This window comes from Bradyrhizobium sp. 134, assembly GCF_023074155.1.
Classification (GTDB): domain Bacteria; phylum Pseudomonadota; class Alphaproteobacteria; order Rhizobiales; family Xanthobacteraceae; genus Bradyrhizobium.
On sequence record NZ_JADPKX010000053.1, the window covers coordinates 57,354 to 74,083 of the forward strand.

The following is a 16,730-nucleotide window of genomic DNA, read 5'->3' on the forward strand; positions in this document are numbered from 1 at the left end:
CCTGTTTTCTCAGCTGCCTGTTGAGGCTTCGATCTTCGTTGAATCATTGGTCTTTTCAGACGGCTCTTTGGTTTCGACAGCCGCTTGCGTTGTTTCCGGATCCTTGACGGATTGCGTGGCCGTTTCGCCGATTTCCGGCTTGGTCGTTGCCCCGCCCGCCGGTTCGGCCCCCTCGCTCTTCGCGGGAGCGCCGGAGATCGCAAAACGCATCCGCATCCAGGCGCCACGCTGGCCCTCGCGGAAGTCCGAGGCATCCTTCAGCTCGATGCGCCCGCCATGGTCTTCCAGCACGCGACCGACGATCGCGAGCCCAAGGCCGGTGCCCTTGGCGCGTGTCGTCACATAGGGCTCGAGCAGGCGCGAGCGCGCCACCTTGGGCAGGCCGATGCCGTTGTCGACGACGTCGATCAGCACGTCCTCGCCCTCGCGCGAGACCACGACGTCGATCCGGCCCTTGCCGAGCTCCTCCAGGGGAACCTGCTCGATCGCCTCGGTGGCGTTCTTGACGATGTTGGTGACGGCCTGCGAGATCAGCCGCCGGTCGAACTGGGCGCGCAGCGGGTCTTCCTTGAACTCGGCCTCGATATCGATCTCGGGGTGGGCGACCTTCATCAGGAACACCGCCTGCCGCACTGCGTCGGCGACGTCCTCACCCTCCATCACCGGCTTCGGCATCCGCGCAAAGCGCGAGAACTCGTCGACCATGCGGCGGATATCGTCGACCTGACGCACGATGGTGTCGGTGCACTGTTCGAAGATCTGCTTGTCCTTGCCCTCGGTGATGTCCTTGCCGAATTTGCGGCGAATGCGCTCGGCGGAGAGCTGGATCGGGGTCAGCGGGTTCTTGATCTCATGCGCGATGCGGCGCGCGACGTCGCCCCAGGCCGAGGTGCGCTGCGCCGAGACCAGTTCGGTGATGTCGTCGAGCGTGATGATGTAGCTGTCGTGCGGCTGGCTGGTCTTCTCGGCGCTGACGCGGACCGACAGATTGCGTTCCTGCCCGTCCCGCGTGATCGTGATCTGCCCCTGCACCAGGCGCTGGGTCCCTTCCCGCGCCGTCTTCATCATCTCCTCGAGCTCGGGCAGCACGTCGGAGAGCGGATGGCCGAGCGTCTCGGCTTCGGAGTGCCCGATCAGCTTTTCGGCGGAACGGTTGAGGATGCCGACGCTGCCTGAATTATCCACGCCGATGATGCCGGCGCTCGCGGACGACAGCACCGCCTCGATGAAGCGGCGGCGGCTGTCGATGAGGTCGCTGGCGTTGACGAGCTCGTCGCGCTGGCTGCGCAACTCCTCCGTCATCTTGTTGAAGGTCTCACCCAGCTGGGCGAGGTCGCCTTCCGACTGGTGCACCGGCACTTTCACATGGAGGTCGCCCGTCGAGACCGTCTGGGCCGCGTTCATCAGCCGCCGGATCGGCGAGACCAGCGAATTGGCGAAGTTGAGGCCGATCAGCACCGAGGCCATCAGGATGGTCAGCGCGATCACCGCGAACATCAGCGCGAACGCGACCTGGATGCCGAGCCGGCGCGACTCGATCTGGGCGTATTCGGCGACGCTGACCTCGGTCTGCTTGAGCTGGTTGACGACGTTCGGATCGAGCGGCCGCGCGACGTAGAGGAAGGTGTCGCTGAAGGCGCGCAAGCGGACCACCGCGGCGACGAAGCTCGCATCGGGCAGCACCGCGATCTCGGGTTCGGATTCGTTGACGTTGCTGAGGAAGTCCGGCGCCGGCGGCGAATAGGCCAGCCGCATGCCGGTATCGGCGGATTCGAGAATGTTGGTGTTCTTGTCGATGATCATCGCGCCCGGCAAATTGCGCGAGGCGGCGCTGGACGTCAGCAATTCGCGAAAAGAGCGGCGATCCTGGTCGTAGAGCGGCCGGGCGTGGGCGATGTCGTTGGCCATCCCGAGAATGTCGCCCCGGATCAGCTGCGCGTGGTCCTGCATGTAGGCGCGCGCGATCGTCAGCGAATTCTGGATCACCTCCTTGGTCGGGCCGGAGAACAGGCGGTCGAGGCCGCGCTCGATGGTGACGTTGGCGACGACGGCGACCAGCACCGCCGGCAGCACCGCCACGATCGAGAACAGGCTGACGATCTGGACATGGAGGCGCGCGGCCGCCCTGCCGCGGCGTCGCGCCAGAATCAGCTGCCAGAGCTCGCGGATGATAATGCCGACCAGCAGCAGGATCGTGCCCGCATTGATCAGATAGAACGAGCGGACAACCGCAGGGGTCGGCTCGATTGACGTGAGGCCGGTCAGGACCAGGAATGTCAGGCAGGCCGACAGCAGGGCCAGCGCCACGGCGAACGGCGCCAGCCAGCGTCGCGCCGACCACCGCCGGGGCTCTTCAGCTGGGGCCGTGTCAAAGGATGCGGCCGAGGTGTCTGCGCTGGTCATTCCGGCAATGGGTGCTGAAAAACGGGGTCCGCGGCGGGCGGATACTGATGTATTCGTACCACATTGTTGCCGAATTGCGACAATTCCGCGGCGCCCTCGCCGCGACCGACCCGCGCATCCACAGCGACATGCCGGAGGGCGGGAACGCATTCCGGCCCTCACGGCTTGACCAGCATGCACAGGTTCTTTCTCGCAATGATGGTGTCGGCCGTGCTGCTGCTGATCGTGGCGGCCGACCTCCTGGTCAACGGTGTCGGGGTGCAGGAGCCCAATGCGAACGTCGCCAGCGCGATACAGGTCGCAGGCCGGTTTGTCAGATAGGTGTGAGGCCGCATCCCGCGGCTGAAATCATCGTTTGAATGTTCCTGCGGAACATTTCAGTCCGGTCCGGACTTCTGATCACCGCGTCAGCCACAACGGCCAGCGCGATCCGGACAGGCTCAGCTCCGCTTGGTAGGGGGAGCTGAGCCACCGTCCGTTGCGGGGATGCTAGCCCCCGCTCCGGTACACCTGGATATCGAGATCCCGGATCTTCTTCCGCAGCGTGTTGCGGTTGAGGCCGAGCAGATCGGCCGCGCGGATCTGGTTGCCGCGGGTCGCGGCGAGCGCGGCCGTGAGTAGCGGCACCTCGATCTCTTTCAAGATGCGGTGATAGAGGCCCGGCGGCGGCACGCCGTTCGGGAAGCCCTGAAAGTGCGAGGAGAGATACGCTTCCACGGCGCCGCCGAGATTGTCGACGCCATGCTGGACTGCGGCACCCGGGCTGACCGTAGGTGGCGCCAACTCGCCGTCGATGACGGAGCCCGTGATCACGTCCTGCGGATAAAGCGCCGCGAGGCGACGGGCGAGGTTCTCGAGCTCGCGTACGTTGCCCGGCCAGCGGTGCTGCTTCATCCGCTCCAGCGCCAGCGCGTCGAGCTTCTTCGGCGGCAGTCCGTCCTTCTCGGCCAGCGCGAAGAAATGACGGATGAGATCGGGCAGATCCTCGATGCGCTCGCGCAACGGCGGCAGCCGCAGCGGCACGACGTTGAGACGGAAGAACAGATCTTCGCGGAACAGGCCCTGCTGGATCAGGACGCGCAGATCCTTGTTGGAGGCCGCGACGATGCGCACGTCGGTCTTGATCGGGGTGCGGCCGCCGACCGTGGTGTATTCGCCCTGCTGAAGCACGCGCAGCAGGCGGGTCTGCGCCTCCATCGGCATGTCGCCGATCTCGTCCAGGAACAGCGTGCCGCCCTCGGCCTGCTCGAAGCGGCCGGAGGCGCGGGTGTTGGCGCCGGTGAAGGCACCGCGCTCGTGTCCGAACAGTTCGGACTCGATCAGGTCGCGCGGGATTGCCGCCATGTTGACCGCGACGAACGGGCCGTTGCGGCGCTTGCCGTAGTCGTGCAGCGCGCGCGCCACCAGCTCCTTGCCGGTACCGGACTCGCCCGTGATCATCACGGTGAGGTCGGTCTGCATCAGGCGCGCCAGCACGCGATAGATCTCCTGCATCGCCGGCGAGCGGCCGACCAGCGGGATCGCCTCCATCTCGGCGTCCTCGTTCGGCGTCGAGACCCGCTCCTTCGGCTCGGCCAGCGCGCGGCCGACGATGGCGATCAGCTCCTTCAGGTCGAAGGGCTTCGGCAGATATTCATAGGCGCCGCGCTCGGAGGCGCGGATCGCCGTCATGAAGGTGTTTTGCGCGCTCATGACGATGACCGGCAAATTTGGCCGCATCTTCTTGATCCGCGGCAACAGGTCGAACGCGTTCTCGTCGGGCATCACCACGTCGGTGATGACGAGATCGCCCTCCCCCTGGCTGACCCATCGCCACAGCGTCGCGGCATTGCCGGTCAGCCGCACCTCGTAGCCGGCGCGCGATAGTGCCTGGTTGAGAACCGTGCGGATGGCGGTGTCGTCATCAGCAACGAGAATGCTACCTGCGGGCATCGTTAATCCTCATTTTGCCCCCTGTGACGCAGACGACGACTTCCCGGCAGAGCCGTCGCGACTGCTTTGATCGGCATGTTTCACCGATGTGGAATACATCGGCATCAGCACGCGGAAGGTGGTCTTCCGCGGCTGAGATTCGCATTCGATGATGCCCCCGTGATCCCCGATGATCTTTGCGACCAGCGCGAGGCCCAGACCCGAGCCGGTCTGCTTGGTGGTGACGAAGGGATCGAACAGGTTTGGCAGAAGATCGTCAGGCACGCCTGGTCCGTTGTCCTTCACGCAGAATTCGAGCGGCAGGGATACACGGGATTTTTGACCGGGGACTGACAGGCGCACGCCGGGGCGAAACGCGGTGGTGAGCTGGATTTCGCCGTCGGGAACGTCGATCAGCGCTTCGGCGGCGTTCTTCACCAGGTTGAGGAACACCTGGATGAGCTGGTCCTGGTTCGCCAGTACCGGCGGCAGCGAGGGATCGTAGTCCTCGACGAAGCGGATGTTGCGGGCAAAGCCGGACTGCGCCAGCCGTTTGACGTGATCGAGCACCGAATGGATGTTGACGGGGCCGCGCACCACGGGGCGCTCGTCGCCGAACACCTCCATGCGGTCGACCAGCGTCACGATACGATCGGCCTCGTCGCAGATCAGCCGCGTCAGCATGCGGTCTTCCGAGGAGGCCTGCTGCTCCAGGAGCTGCGCCGCGCCGCGGATGCCGGAGAGCGGGTTCTTGATTTCATGCGCCAGCATCGCGGCGAGCGCGATCACCGAGCGCGCGGCGCTGCGATGGGTGAGCTGGCGGTCCATCTTGTCGGCGATGGAGCGCTCCTGGAGCATCACCACGATATGGCCGGGCCGTTCCGTGACGGGGGCAACATGCAGATCGACCTGGCGGTCTCCGCCCATGCGTGGCGTGCCCAGATCGACCTTGTATTCGTTGACCGGCGCGTTCGACGAACGCACCTGATCGATCAGCGCCAGCAAGGGGCTGCCGAACGGCACCAGCTCTTTCAGCGACTGCCGCTTCAAAAACTGCGTCGAGATATCGAAGAAGGCTTCGGTTGCGATGTTGGCGGCGACGATCTTGCCGTCCGGTCCGATCATGAGCACGGGATTGGGCAGTGCATCCAGGATGGCATCGCTGTCGGACGGAAACGGCCGACGATGTTCAGCGGCTGAGCTCATGCAGCGGCGCTCCATGCGAAGTCGTCGAAGGCATCTTGCAGTGACCGGTGGACGAGGCGCGGATCCTCCGAGGTGAGGATTTTCTGGCGCCAGGATTTCAGTTTCTCGGCCGGCGCGCGGCTCGCATCGGCCGCGACGTCGAGCGCCCAGCCCAGATGTTTTCGCGCGTGCCGCAGACCGATGCGCAGGCCGTAGAGCGCGCAGACGCCCTCATAAAGCGTGCGGACGTAATGCAGCTGCGTCTCGAGCGACGGCGTGGCTTCCGCCGCCCCGCCCCTCAAGCGCCGGCCGATCTGGCCGGGCAGCCAGGGCTGGCCCTGCGCACCGCGGCCGATCATCACGGCATCGGCGCCGGAGGCCTCTAACGCCGCGAGCGCCTTCTCGAAAGTGGTGATGTCGCCATTGACGACGAGCGGAATGGAGATGGCCTCGCGTACGGCGCGGATCGCGTCCCAATCGGCCTCGCCCTTGTAGAACTGGCAGCGGGTGCGGCCGTGCACGGTGACGAGCTTGATGCCTGACGCCTGCGCGCGACGCGCCAGTTCCGGCGCATTGCGGGTGCGGTCGTCCCAGCCGAGTCGCATCTTCAGCGTCACCGGTACCTTTACCGCCGCGATCGTCGCTTCGATCAGGCTGACGGCGTGGTCGAGGTCGCGCATCAAGGCGGAACCGGACTGGCCGCCGGTGACGTGACGGGCCGGACAGCCCATGTTGATGTCGATAATGTCGGCGCCGTCGGCTTCGGCAATCCGGGCGCCCTCTGCCATCCAGTGCGTCTCGCAACCGGCGAGCTGGACCACGTGCGGACCGATCCCGGTGGCTTCGCAGCGCAACCGGGACATCCGATGGCCATTGGCGAGTTCGTCGCTGGCCGTCATTTCGGATACCACCAGACCCGCCCCCAACTCCGCGGCCAGCCGGCGGACGGGCGAGTCAGTTACCCCCGACATCGGCGCCAGGAAGACCGGGGTGGCGACATCAATATCGCCTATCTTCAATGGCTTAGAGCCTGATACTGCCGAGCCGGTCACAGGGGTCTCGTTGCGTTGGCAGCGCCTCATCGCGCCTGCCATGACCTATCTTGCGCACAATTCTTGTGCAGTCAAGCGTCATGCCTACAGTTTAGACAGATCTGACAATCTTTCAAGTGCGGTGCAGCAAAATGCTGTTTCCCACAATCCGGGGAAACCCCCTTTTTTTGCGGGCCTGCCGTGCTAGAGGCATGCGGCAATCACCCCACCCCCGACTCTCTTCATCAGCAAATGAGTATTTGAGTCCTATGGCGAAATCACAGCGCACCGCAGTCGTCCTCGTCGCGGCCGGACGCGGCCTGCGCGCAGGCGCCGGCGGCCCCAAGCAATATCGCGAGATCGGCGGCGTGCCGGTGATCTATCGCGCCATGGAGGCCTTCAGCCGTCATGCGGACGTGTTCGCGGTTCAGCCGGTCGTGAACCCCGATGACAGTGCCATATTCACTGCGGCGATCGCAGGGCTCAGCCACGAGGCTCCGGTCAATGGCGGCGCAACCCGGCAGGCCTCGGTGCTCGCCGGTCTCGAAGCGCTCGCCAGGCACAAGCCCGACATCGTCCTGATCCACGACGCCGCGCGCCCCTTCGTTTCGGAAGGCGTGATCACCCGCGCGATCGATGCGGCCAGCCGCACCGGCGCCGCGATCCCCGCCGTTCCCGTCACCGACACCATCAAGGTCACCGGCGAGAACGGTAATGTCGAGGACACGCCGGATCGGGCGCGATTGCGGATCGCACAGACGCCGCAATCCTTTCGCTTCGACGTCATCCTCGAAGCGCATCGTCGCGCGGCCAAGGACGGCCGCAGCGATTTCACCGACGATGCCGCGATTGCCGAATGGGCGGGATTGACGGTTGCAACCTTTGAAGGCGATGTTGCCAACATGAAGCTCACCACTCCCGAGGATTTCGTGCGCGAGGAAGCGCGGCTGGCCAGCCTGCTCGGCGACATCAGGACCGGCACGGGCTACGACGTCCACGCCTTCGGCGAGGGCGACCATCTCATGATCTGCGGCGTGCGCGTACCGCACACCAAGGGATTCCTGGCCCATTCTGACGGCGATGTCGGCCTGCATGCGCTGGTCGACGCCATCCTCGGCGCGCTCGCCGACGGCGATATCGGATCGCACTTCCCGCCCAGCGACGCGAAGTGGAAGGGCGCCTCCTCCGACCAGTTTTTGAAATACGCCATCGAGCGCGTCACCCAGCGCGGCGGCCGCATCGCCAATCTCGAGGTGACCATGATCTGCGAGCGGCCGAAGATCGGCCCCTTGCGCGACACCATGCGCGCGCGCATCGCCGAGATCTCCGGCGTCGACATCTCCCGGGTCGCGGTCAAGGCGACCACCAGTGAGCGGCTCGGCTTCACCGGCCGCGAGGAAGGCATCGCGGCCACCGCGAGCGCTACCATCCGCCTGCCCTGGAGTGTCTAGACCATGGCCGGCAGCGACGCACGCGCCCTCTCCCGCTCGCTGCTCGATCTGTGCCGGATGCGCAAGCTGACGATCGCGACCGCCGAATCCTGCACCGGCGGCCTGGTTGCCGGCGCGCTGACCGACATTCCCGGCTCCTCCGACGTGATCGATCGGGGCTTCGTCACCTATTCCAACGACGCCAAGCGCGCGATGCTCGGCGTCGAGGCCGGCACGCTTGCGAATTTCGGCGCCGTCAGCAGGGAGACCGCAACGGCCATGGCGGTCGGCGCGCTGGAGCGTGCCGGGGTCGATCTTGCGGTCGCCATCACCGGCATTGCCGGCCCCGGCGGTGCCACGCCCGGCAAGCCGGTTGGCCTCGTGCATTTCGCCGTTGCCGCGCGCGACGGCCGCATCGCCCATCGGGAGCACCGCTTCGGCGCGATTGGACGCACCGCCGTCCGTCAGCGCTCCGTGGTTGAGGCCCTGCGCATGCTGATGGATCTCGCCCGCGGCCCGGCCCAGGCCAAGCCCCGCCGTGAAGCCGCGGTAACCCGCCTGCGCCCGCGCGTGACACGCTCGCCGCGCCGACATGTGGCGAAGCGCAGGCCGCCGCGGTCGCCGCGCGGCTGAGCCAGGCAACCACCACCGTCAGTCGGCCGAAATGAAGCGGAGCGTGCCGGCCCGCCGCCTCGGCTGGCCGGTGTCGTTGGTGTGGTTGATGCCGTCCATGACCGGCACCTCAGTGAAATCGAACGGGCTTACCCCATCCAGGCAGGCGACGTTGACGGCATAGAGAGATTGGTCGGATCGTCGCTGATGGTGCGTGTAGATTCCGCAACGGGAACAGAAGAAGTGCTGCGCTGATCCGGTATGGAAGCGGTAGCTTGTGAGCGCATCCTCGCCCTGGAGGAACTTGATCCCGCCCATTGCCGCCATGACGACGACGGCGCCGCGCATGCGGCAGTAGGAGCAGGTGCAGCGGCGGATCGAATTGAAGCCGTCGCTGAGCGTCGCCTCGAAACGCACCGTGCCGCAATGGCACTGGCCGGCCCGAACGTTCGTGTCGCCCATCATGTTGCCGTCTCCCGTTGCTGTCGCTTGTACGTTATCCCAGATCGGGAAACCAAGCCCGTCACGCGGCCGAGCAGCATTCCACGCGAACGGTCCCGCAGCCCGGATGCGCGAAGCGCATCCGGGCCACAAGACCTTGCGTTCCCCGACGGGCAAAACACACAAACAACGGGTCCATCCGCTCGCGCAAAGATATTCCACTTTACCGAAATTCGGCTTTGGCGTATTCATCCCGCACCTCATCCCGGTCAGAGGGGCGTATCGCGATCGTCACGAAACGTGGGATGAGCTGCGGTGGACGCTAGTCACATTGGCGCGAAGGGCTTCGCCGGGCGGGAAACCGTGAGCGAAGGCATCGCGCACACGACCGATGCTATTAGCGTACGGCAAAACCGTGTCGTCCTGACGCCCGGGGTCTGTGCGTCAAGTCTTGTGGTGATGTGGCGGCCCGACCGGGCATTTGCATCAGCCATCCGCAAGGCGACGGGGGCAATAGTGCATCGCTCCCCGGGGAGAGCTCGGCATAAGCCGTCAAACCACTGCGCAGGGAAGGCCGTGTGTTGGGCTTCACCTGTATGCCGCTGTGCAGCCTCTTGTAGCGCAACCTTCGCACAGTGGACCGTGGGTGCCAGCCGGCACCCGGCCTTCCCTGCGCCCTCTGACAGAGGGCGTACGCACACGCCGACTCGGGCAGGAACTGTCGCGAGGTCGCCGCGTTATGTCCAGTTTTCAAAAAGCACGCAAACTTTGTCGAATCCGATCGGGATCCCAGATATCGACCGCGGCCAAACGTCATGGCTTCTGTCTGAACTTGGCGTGGGAAAATTATTGGCGCAATAATGATCCGCTACGTTGCGGCCGGGAATCAACCCGGTCCTGTTTTCTGGAGGGCGACGGCGTGTTCGCTCGCTTCACTGCTCCGGCAATCGCCATTGCCATCCTGAGCGCCTTTGATGGTGCGGCCGCACAAACCGCTAACCAGCCGCCGGATACGATGGCGGCGCGGGTGGAGGCCTGCACGCCCTGTCATGGCAACAAGGGCGAAGGCACCCGCGACGTCTACTTCCCGCGTCTCGCAGGCAAGCCGGCCGGTTATCTCTACAACCAGCTCCTCGCTTTCCGTAGCGGCCGGCGCAAATACCCACCAATGAACTATCTGCTGGAATTCCTGCCCGATCCCTACCTGGAGGCGATGGCGGAATATTTTGCCAGCGAGCACCCACCGCTGCCACCGCCGGCGCCGAGCGAAGTCAGCAAGGACGTCCTCGCGCACGGTGAGCTGCTCGCCACCAGCGGCGATGCCGGCCGCAACATTCCGGCTTGCGTGAGCTGTCATGGCCCTGGACTGACGGGTATGCAGCCCGGCATCCCCGGCCTGCTCGGCTTGCGCGCCAATTACATCAGCGCCCAGCTCGGCGGCTGGCGTTATGGCACTCGCACCGCGAAATCCCCTGATTGCATGCAGCTCGTGGCCGGTCACTTGACCGAGACGGACGTCACCGCCATCGCAGCCTGGCTTGCGACGCGGCCTGCCCCCGCGAACCCAGCCCCCGTGCCGAAAGGCACCTATGCGCTGCCATTCGGCTGCGGTAGCCAGCCCAACTGACGAGGCGGATGATGGGCTTCAAATTGTCGATCAAGCTCCTGTCCATCAAGTTGCTCGCCATCGCCGCGTTCACCACGGCAGCAGCCGCGCAGGACAAAGACAAGACCGGCGACATCATCGCGCGCGGGGAATATCTGGCCCGTGCCGGCGACTGCACTGCCTGCCACACCGCGCCGGAGGGACGTCTGTTTGCCGGCGGCCGTGCCATGCCGACACCGTTCGGCACGCTGTACACCTCCAACATCACGCCCGATCCGGAGACAGGCATCGGCAAGTGGAGTGCCGACGACTTCTACAAGACCATGCACAGCGGCCGCTTTCCCGACGGCGGGCTGATCTACCCGGCGATGCCGTTTGCGTCCTACACCAAGGTCACGCGCGCCGACAGCGACGCCATCTTCGCCTATCTGCGCTCGATTGCGCCGGTGAACCAGAAGAACAAGCCGCACGAATTGCGTTTCCCTTACGACAACCGCCAGCTCATCCTCGGCTGGCGCACGCTGTTCTTCAGCGAGGGCGAGTTCAAGCCGGATCCGAAAAAATCGGCGGAATGGAATCGCGGCGCCTATCTGGTCGAGGGCCTCGGCCATTGTGGCATGTGCCATTCGCCGATCAACGCGCTCGGCGGCACCTCGCAATCGGACGCGTTCAAAGGCGGCCTGATCCCGATGCAGAACTGGTACGCGCCCTCGCTGACGTCGAACCGTGAGGCCGGGCTCGGTGACTGGAGCATCAAAGACATCACGGATCTGCTCCAGACCGGCGTTTCCATGCGCGGCGTGGTTTACGGCCCGATGGCCGAGGTCGTGCACAACAGTCTGCAATATCTCGATGACGCGGACACCAGGGCGATGGCGGTCTACCTCAAGGGCATCGCGGAGCCCTCGCCTCCGCCGGCCGCGAGCTCGGCGCTGCCGACCAGCGAGAGCAGCCTTCTGATCAGCCTCGGCAAGACCGTCTACGACAAGAACTGCGCGAGCTGTCATGGCACCCAGGGCGAGGGCAAGCCGCCGCACTGGCCGCCGCTCGCCAACAACCAGTCCATCGAGATGCAGTCGGCGGTCAACCCGATCCGCATGGTGCTCAATGGCGGCTATCCGCCGGGCACCAAGGGCAATCCGATGCCCTACGGCATGCCGCCCTTCGCCGGCCTCCTCTCCGACAACGAGGTCGCCGCCGTCGTCTCCTACATCCGCACCGCCTGGGGCAATCGCGGCACGCCGGTCTCGGCGCGCGAGGCCAACGAGCTGCGCTCGGCACCGCTGAACTGAGGGCCCCATGTTCAATTCCGACCCGCCAACCAGCCCAGCCGTCGCCGACCAGACCATCGAGGAAGTCGTGGCGCAGGGCCCATCCGGCGCGATAGTGGTCGCCGGCATCGCCACGGCCTGCGTGGTCGCGATGTGGTTCGCCTTCTATCTGTTCGTGTTCCTGCCGCGCGGCTCGCTGCAATGAGCGTCGAGGGAGCCCACAGCAACGGTAGCGCCAGCGCCGAGGTCGCAGCCCGCGTCGAGCGGCGCTGGGCCACCATCGCCGTGATCATCGTCGTGATGATGGCGCTGCTGGCGGCATTCGCCGGTATCCATCGCGCGACCATGCCGCAGCCGCGCGTCGAAACCACCGATCCCTCGCGGCTGCATCTGAGCGGTGAATTCGTCGAAAGCAATCTCGGCAGCGTGCTGGAGGCCAACGGCAATGTCACCGTGCGCGCGATTGGCCAGCAATATTCCTTCACGCCGGCCTGCATCGTGGTGCCCGTCGACACGCCGATCACGCTGCGCGCCACCAGCGCCGATGTCGTCCACGGCATCCTGATCCAGGGCACCAACGTCAACACCATGCTGGTGCCGGGCTACATCTCCGAGCAGCTCATGCGCTTTACGAAGAGCGGCGACTATCTGATGCCCTGCCAGGAGTTTTGCTCCTTCGGCCACGAGGGCATGTGGGGCAAGGTCAAAGTGATCGATAAGACGGACTTCGCGAACCGCGCGAAGGGTGGCGGGAGGCTGAGCTGTGTTGGTCAATAGAAAGCTCATCCTCGCCCATTTCTGGCTGGCCTTCGCCGTGTTCGGCATCGCGCTCACGCTCGGCGCCTGGCAGATGTTCATCCGCAGCCCGATCGGCACTTGGCTGTCCAATCCCGAACTCTATTACCGCTCACTGACCGCGCACGGCACGGTGATGGGCTATGTCTTCCCGACGCTGGTCGCGATGGGCTTTGGCTATGCCATTAGCGAGTCCGCGCTGGAGCAGCGGCTGGTCGGTGTGCGCTGGGCTTGGGCGGGATTCTGGCTGATTGTGGTCGGCGCGATCATGGCGATGGTCCCGGTCGGGCTCGGCCGCGCTTCGGTGCTCTACACGTTCTACCCGCCGCTGATCGGCAACGTGTTCTACTATCTTGGCGTCGTGCTGGTCGTGGTCGGCTCCTGGATCTGGGTCGCGCTGATGTCGATCAATCTGCGCGTCTGGCGCAAGGCCCATCCCGGCGCGCCGGTGCCGCTGGCGATGTTCGCCAATGTCGCGGGCTCGTATCTGTGGGCCTGGACTGCGGTCGGTGCCGCGCTCGAGCTGCTGCTGCAGATCATTCCGGTCGCGGCGGGGCTGAAGGCCACCATCGACGCCGGCCTTGCGCGCGTGTTCTTCTCCTGGACGCTGCACGCCATCGTCTATTTCTGGCTGATGCCGACCTACATCGCCTATTACACCATCGTGCCGCGTGCGATCGGCGGCCGCGTCTATTCCGACAGCATGGCGCGGATTTCCTTCATCCTGTTCCTGGTGGTGGCGATGCCGATCGGCATGCACCACACCTTCGCGGATCCGCAGGTCGGCGCCGGCTTCAAGTTCATCCATTCGGCTTTCACGGCGCTGGTCGCGCTGCCGACGCTGCTGACCGTGTTCACGATCTGCGCCTCCGTCGAGATCGCGGCGCGCCTGCGCGGCGGCCGCGGCATGTTCGGCTGGATCAGGGCCCTGCCCTGGGACAATCCGATGATGCTGGCCCTCGCCTTTTCATTCGTCATGCTCGGCTTCGGTGGCGCCGGCGGCCTCATCAACATGAGCTATCAGCTCGATGCGTCGATCCACAACACGCAGTGGATCACCGGCCATTTCCACCTGATCTTCGGCGGCGCCATCGTGATCATGTATTTTGCGATCGCCTATGATCTGTGGCCGCATCTGACCGGGCGCGAGCTGATCGACGTCCGCCTGATCCGCAGCCAGCTCTGGCTGTGGTTCATCGGCATGATCGTCACGACCTTTCCCTGGCACTGGGTCGGCATTCTCGGCATGCCGCGCCGCATGGCCTATTTCGACTTCGGAGACCCCGCGATCGCGCCGCAGGCCCTCTCGGTCACCCTCTCGGCCATCGGCGGCTTCATCCTGCTGGTGTCGGGCATCATGTTCATCGTTATCCTTGCTCGCGGCATGCGCGCGCCGCAGGTCGACGCCGGCCCCTATCGCTTCGCGCTGGCGGTGCACCAGCCCACAACGGTCCCCGTCGCGCTCAACACTCATGCGCTGTGGGTGGCGCTGATGATCGCGCTAACCCTCACCAATTACGGCTATCCGATCCTGAATCTGGCGCTGACCGAGGGCACCTCTGTGCCAGCCGTTTATGTGGGAGCGCAGTGATGAGCACGCGCGACCTCTTCACCTTCACCAATCGTCATTTCAAGGCGAGTGTGATCATCACCGCCGCGATCCTGATTGTCACGGCGATTGCGGGCTTCCTCGTGCTGCCCTTCGCACAGCCCTGGGTTCAGTTCGCCAACGTTTGGGACGCGATCTGCAGCGCTGCCGGCGTGCCGCAGCGCGCGGCAAGCGTGGCGGCGCCGGAGCAGACCAGGCGCCTGTCGGGGGTCGTGCTGACGTCGAACACGCTGGCACGCCCGAACCAGGAGGCGATCGGACGCGGCGCCACGCTGGCGCAGCGTTGCGCGATCTGTCATGGCCCGACCGGTGTCAGCCGTGCGGATTCGCCCAATCTTGCCGGCCAGTACGCGGCCGTGATCTACAAGGAGCTGCATGATTTCCGCACCGGCGCGCGCGCCAACGCCGTGATGTCACCGTTCGCCGTCAATTTGACGGACCAGGAGATCGCAGATCTCTCGAACTACTACGCCTACCTGCCGCGGCTGCCGGCCTATCACCCGACGCCGCAACTGCCGAAGCCAAACATCGTGATCTACGGCGCACCGATGCGCGGCATCGCGCCCTGCGGCGCCTGCCACGGCAGCCTCGACAACAAGACGGGCAGCCCGTGGCTCGAAGGCCAGTCCGAGGCCTACATGAAGGCGCAGCTGCAGGCCTTTGCCTCCGGCGAGCGCCGCAATGACATCAGCCAGCAGATGCGCAACATCGCGCGGGCGATGACCCCGCAGGAAATCGAGCAGGCTGCGGCGTATTATGCCTCGCAGCCGCCGGATGTCGTGAAGGCGGTGGATTGAAATTTTTGGCACGCCTGCCCCCCATTGTCATTGCGAGCGCAGCGAAGCAATCCAAAGTCTCTCTGCGGAGGGATTCTGGATTGCTTCGTCGCAAGGGCTCCTCGCAATGACGGAGGAGAGAGCGTGCCCGTCCGCAACCACTACGACGACGCCAGCTTCCGCCGTCCGTAGATCGCATCCGCCCGCTTCTCGAACGCGATGGAAAATCGCGCGAACGCGGCGTCGAACATCGAGCCCATCAGGAGCGCCAGCATGCGGCTCTTGAACTCGTAGGCGAGGAAGAAACCGACGTCGCAGACGCTCTCGCCTTTGGGCTCGAACGTCCAGCGGTTTTCCAGATTGCTGAAGGGACCTTGCAGATATTCGACCAGGATCTTCAGATTGGCGCGGTCGAGCGTCACGCGGCTGGTAAAGGATTCCCTGACCAGCTTGAACGACACCGTCATGTCCGCGACCAACACCTCGGTGCCGTCAGGTTTCGCCATGCGCTGTCGGACCTTCAACGCGCTGCACAGCGGCACGAATTCCGGGTAGCGCTCGACGTCGGCGACCAGATCAAACATCTCGGACGCGCTGTGATCGACACGGCGCTTGCTCGAAAAATTGGGCATGGCGATTCAGCGGGCGCTTGCTGCCCGCGCGGCCTTCAGTTTCGCAAAATCCTCGCCGGCATGATGCGACGAACGGGTGAGCGGGCTGGCCGACACCATCAGGAAGCCCTTGGTGTAGGCGACCTTCTCATAAGACGAAAACTCGTCCGGCGGCACGTAGCGCATCACGGCGTGATGCTTGCGGGTCGGCTGGAGATATTGCCCGATGGTCAGGAAATCGACGTCGGCGGAACGCAGATCGTCCATCACCTGCTGCACCTCGTGGCGCTCCTCGCCGAGGCCGACCATTATGCCGGACTTCGTGAAGATGGTGGGATCGAGTTCCTTGACCCGCTGCAGCAGCCGGATCGAATGGAAATAGCGCGCGCCCGGCCGCACCGTGAGATAGCACGACGGCACGGTCTCGAGATTGTGGTTGAACACGTCGGGCTTCGCGGCGACGACGACCTCCAGCGCCCCCTCCTTGCGCAGGAAGTCGGGCGTCAGGATCTCGATCGTGGTCGAGGGGCACGCAGCGCGGATCCCGCGGATGGTCTGGGCGAAATGCTCGGCGCCGCCGTCAGTGAGATCGTCGCGGTCGACGGAGGTGATGACGACATGGGCAAGTCCGAGCTTGGCCACGGCCTCGCCGACGTTGTGCGGCTCGGCCGCGTCGAGCGCGTTCGGCATGCCGGTCTTGACGTTGCAGAACGCACAGGCGCGGGTGCAGGTGTCGCCCATGATCATGAAGGTCGCGTGCTTCTTGTCCCAGCACTCGCCGATATTCGGGCAGCCCGCCTCCTCGCACACCGTATGCAGGCCGTTGGCGCGCACGATGTTGCGGGTGTCGGCATAGCCGCGGGTATTGGGGGCCCGTACGCGGATCCAGTCCGGCTTCGGCGGCGAAGCGGAATCGGGCCGATTCACCTTTTCGGGGTGACGTGGGCGCAGCGGGTTCGAGATGGTATCGACAATAACGACCATGGGGTGTCCGGTCTGACCAAGTCCTACCTAGTCGGTCTGGCCGGGCATCGCAACCCGGCTCGCCC

Annotated in this window: 16 protein-coding genes; 9 read left to right on the top strand and 7 right to left on the bottom strand. The window is 65.2% G+C overall.

Features of this window, described 5'->3' with window-relative positions; translation table 11 throughout:
• Positions 1-9 precede the first annotated feature (9 nt).
• Positions 10-2,403, bottom strand: coding sequence for a PAS domain-containing sensor histidine kinase (locus IVA75_RS21040; RefSeq protein ID WP_247286080.1), 2,394 nt, complete (start codon positions 2,401-2,403; stop codon positions 10-12).
• Between the two features lie 174 nt (positions 2,404-2,577).
• Here IVA75_RS21040 and IVA75_RS21045 point away from each other — a divergent pair, with 174 nt between their 5' ends.
• Complete coding sequence (locus IVA75_RS21045; RefSeq protein WP_247286081.1) at positions 2,578-2,724, top strand: hypothetical protein; 147 nt, start codon at positions 2,578-2,580, stop codon at positions 2,722-2,724.
• Positions 2,725-2,892: 168 nt separating this feature from the next.
• Here the strand turns inward: IVA75_RS21045 and ntrC are convergent, their stop codons facing one another.
• Genes ntrC through dusB form a run of 3 tightly spaced genes read right to left on the bottom strand, consistent with a single transcriptional unit; the run spans position 2,893 to position 6,518 of the window.
• Positions 2,893-4,335, bottom strand: a complete 1,443-nt coding sequence (ntrC, locus tag IVA75_RS21050) for a nitrogen regulation protein NR(I) (RefSeq protein WP_027566921.1) — start codon at positions 4,333-4,335, stop codon at positions 2,893-2,895.
• Between the two features lie 9 nt (positions 4,336-4,344).
• Positions 4,345-5,520 carry a nitrogen regulation protein NR(II) gene (locus IVA75_RS21055; protein WP_027566920.1) on the bottom strand — a complete coding sequence of 392 codons (1,176 nt, stop codon included), beginning with the start codon at positions 5,518-5,520 and terminating at the stop codon, positions 4,345-4,347.
• On the bottom strand, positions 5,517-6,518 hold the full coding sequence (gene dusB / locus IVA75_RS21060; protein WP_247286745.1) for a tRNA dihydrouridine synthase DusB: 1,002 nt from the start codon (positions 6,516-6,518) through the stop codon (positions 5,517-5,519). Before dusB ends, IVA75_RS21055 begins: the two co-directional genes overlap by 4 nt.
• A gap of 281 nt (positions 6,519-6,799) precedes the next feature.
• Here dusB and IVA75_RS21065 point away from each other — a divergent pair, with 281 nt between their 5' ends.
• Both IVA75_RS21065 and IVA75_RS21070 read left to right on the top strand, forming a co-directional pair.
• Entirely contained in the window at positions 6,800-7,981 is a 1,182-nt protein-coding gene (locus tag IVA75_RS21065; protein WP_247286082.1) for a bifunctional 2-C-methyl-D-erythritol 4-phosphate cytidylyltransferase/2-C-methyl-D-erythritol 2,4-cyclodiphosphate synthase, read from the top strand.
• A gap of 3 nt (positions 7,982-7,984) precedes the next feature.
• Positions 7,985-8,593 carry a CinA family protein gene (locus tag IVA75_RS21070; RefSeq protein ID WP_247286083.1) on the top strand — a complete coding sequence of 203 codons (609 nt, stop codon included), beginning with the start codon at positions 7,985-7,987 and terminating at the stop codon, positions 8,591-8,593.
• A gap of 18 nt (positions 8,594-8,611) precedes the next feature.
• Here the strand turns inward: IVA75_RS21070 and IVA75_RS21075 are convergent, their stop codons facing one another.
• Positions 8,612-9,037, bottom strand: a complete 426-nt coding sequence (locus tag IVA75_RS21075; protein ID WP_247286747.1) for a GFA family protein — start codon at positions 9,035-9,037, stop codon at positions 8,612-8,614.
• An 895-nt stretch (positions 9,038-9,932) separates the two neighbouring features.
• Here IVA75_RS21075 and IVA75_RS21080 point away from each other — a divergent pair.
• Genes IVA75_RS21080 through IVA75_RS21105 form a run of 6 tightly spaced genes read left to right on the top strand, consistent with a single transcriptional unit; the run spans position 9,933 to position 15,091 of the window.
• Complete coding sequence (locus IVA75_RS21080; RefSeq protein WP_247286748.1) at positions 9,933-10,640, top strand: c-type cytochrome; 708 nt, start codon at positions 9,933-9,935, stop codon at positions 10,638-10,640.
• Positions 10,641-10,648: 8 nt separating this feature from the next.
• Complete coding sequence (locus IVA75_RS21085) at positions 10,649-11,911, top strand: cytochrome c (RefSeq protein WP_247286084.1); 1,263 nt, start codon at positions 10,649-10,651, stop codon at positions 11,909-11,911.
• A gap of 7 nt (positions 11,912-11,918) precedes the next feature.
• A complete protein-coding gene (locus IVA75_RS21090) occupies positions 11,919-12,095 on the top strand; it encodes a hypothetical protein (RefSeq protein ID WP_247286085.1) in 177 nt (58 codons plus the stop codon).
• Entirely contained in the window at positions 12,092-12,667 is a 576-nt protein-coding gene (locus tag IVA75_RS21095; RefSeq protein ID WP_247286087.1) for a cytochrome C oxidase subunit II, read from the top strand. The genes IVA75_RS21090 and IVA75_RS21095 overlap by 4 nt, the downstream gene beginning before the upstream one ends.
• A complete protein-coding gene (locus IVA75_RS21100; protein ID WP_247286088.1) occupies positions 12,654-14,276 on the top strand; it encodes a b(o/a)3-type cytochrome-c oxidase subunit 1 in 1,623 nt (540 codons plus the stop codon). The genes IVA75_RS21095 and IVA75_RS21100 overlap by 14 nt, the downstream gene beginning before the upstream one ends.
• The gene (locus IVA75_RS21105) at positions 14,276-15,091 is read left to right on the top strand and encodes a c-type cytochrome (RefSeq protein ID WP_247286090.1); all 816 of its coding nucleotides are present in this window, start codon (positions 14,276-14,278) and stop codon (positions 15,089-15,091) included. Before IVA75_RS21100 ends, IVA75_RS21105 begins: the two co-directional genes overlap by 1 nt.
• Positions 15,092-15,231: 140 nt before the next feature.
• On the opposite strand, the gene IVA75_RS21110 is transcribed toward IVA75_RS21105, so the two are convergent.
• Both IVA75_RS21110 and lipA read right to left on the bottom strand, forming a co-directional pair.
• Positions 15,232-15,702, bottom strand: coding sequence for a type II toxin-antitoxin system RatA family toxin (locus IVA75_RS21110; protein WP_007591145.1), 471 nt, complete (start codon positions 15,700-15,702; stop codon positions 15,232-15,234).
• Between the two features lie 6 nt (positions 15,703-15,708).
• Entirely contained in the window at positions 15,709-16,665 is a 957-nt protein-coding gene (lipA, locus tag IVA75_RS21115) for a lipoyl synthase (protein ID WP_247286091.1), read from the bottom strand.
• Positions 16,666-16,730: the final 65 nt, after the last annotated feature.

Excerpts from the sequence above, each read along its gene's own strand:
- IVA75_RS21065 (WP_247286082.1), top strand. The coding sequence starts at position 6,800 with ATGGCGAAATCACAGCGCACCGCAGTCGTCCTCGTCGCGGCCGGACGC.
- IVA75_RS21105 (WP_247286090.1), top strand. The coding sequence starts at position 14,276 with ATGAGCACGCGCGACCTCTTCACCTTCACCAATCGTCATTTCAAGGCG.
- IVA75_RS21040 (WP_247286080.1), bottom strand. The coding sequence starts at position 2,403 with ATGACCAGCGCAGACACCTCGGCCGCATCCTTTGACACGGCCCCAGCT.
- IVA75_RS21075 (WP_247286747.1), bottom strand. The coding sequence starts at position 9,037 with ATGATGGGCGACACGAACGTTCGGGCCGGCCAGTGCCATTGCGGCACG.
- IVA75_RS21045 (WP_247286081.1), top strand. The coding sequence starts at position 2,578 with ATGCACAGGTTCTTTCTCGCAATGATGGTGTCGGCCGTGCTGCTGCTG.
- IVA75_RS21055 (WP_027566920.1), bottom strand. The coding sequence starts at position 5,520 with ATGAGCTCAGCCGCTGAACATCGTCGGCCGTTTCCGTCCGACAGCGAT.
- IVA75_RS21085 (WP_247286084.1), top strand. The coding sequence starts at position 10,649 with ATGATGGGCTTCAAATTGTCGATCAAGCTCCTGTCCATCAAGTTGCTC.
- ntrC (WP_027566921.1), bottom strand. The coding sequence starts at position 4,335 with ATGCCCGCAGGTAGCATTCTCGTTGCTGATGACGACACCGCCATCCGC.
- IVA75_RS21070 (WP_247286083.1), top strand. The coding sequence starts at position 7,985 with ATGGCCGGCAGCGACGCACGCGCCCTCTCCCGCTCGCTGCTCGATCTG.
- IVA75_RS21110 (WP_007591145.1), bottom strand. The coding sequence starts at position 15,702 with ATGCCCAATTTTTCGAGCAAGCGCCGTGTCGATCACAGCGCGTCCGAG.
- lipA (WP_247286091.1), bottom strand. The coding sequence starts at position 16,665 with ATGGTCGTTATTGTCGATACCATCTCGAACCCGCTGCGCCCACGTCAC.
- IVA75_RS21095 (WP_247286087.1), top strand. The coding sequence starts at position 12,092 with ATGAGCGTCGAGGGAGCCCACAGCAACGGTAGCGCCAGCGCCGAGGTC.
- IVA75_RS21090 (WP_247286085.1), top strand. The coding sequence starts at position 11,919 with ATGTTCAATTCCGACCCGCCAACCAGCCCAGCCGTCGCCGACCAGACC.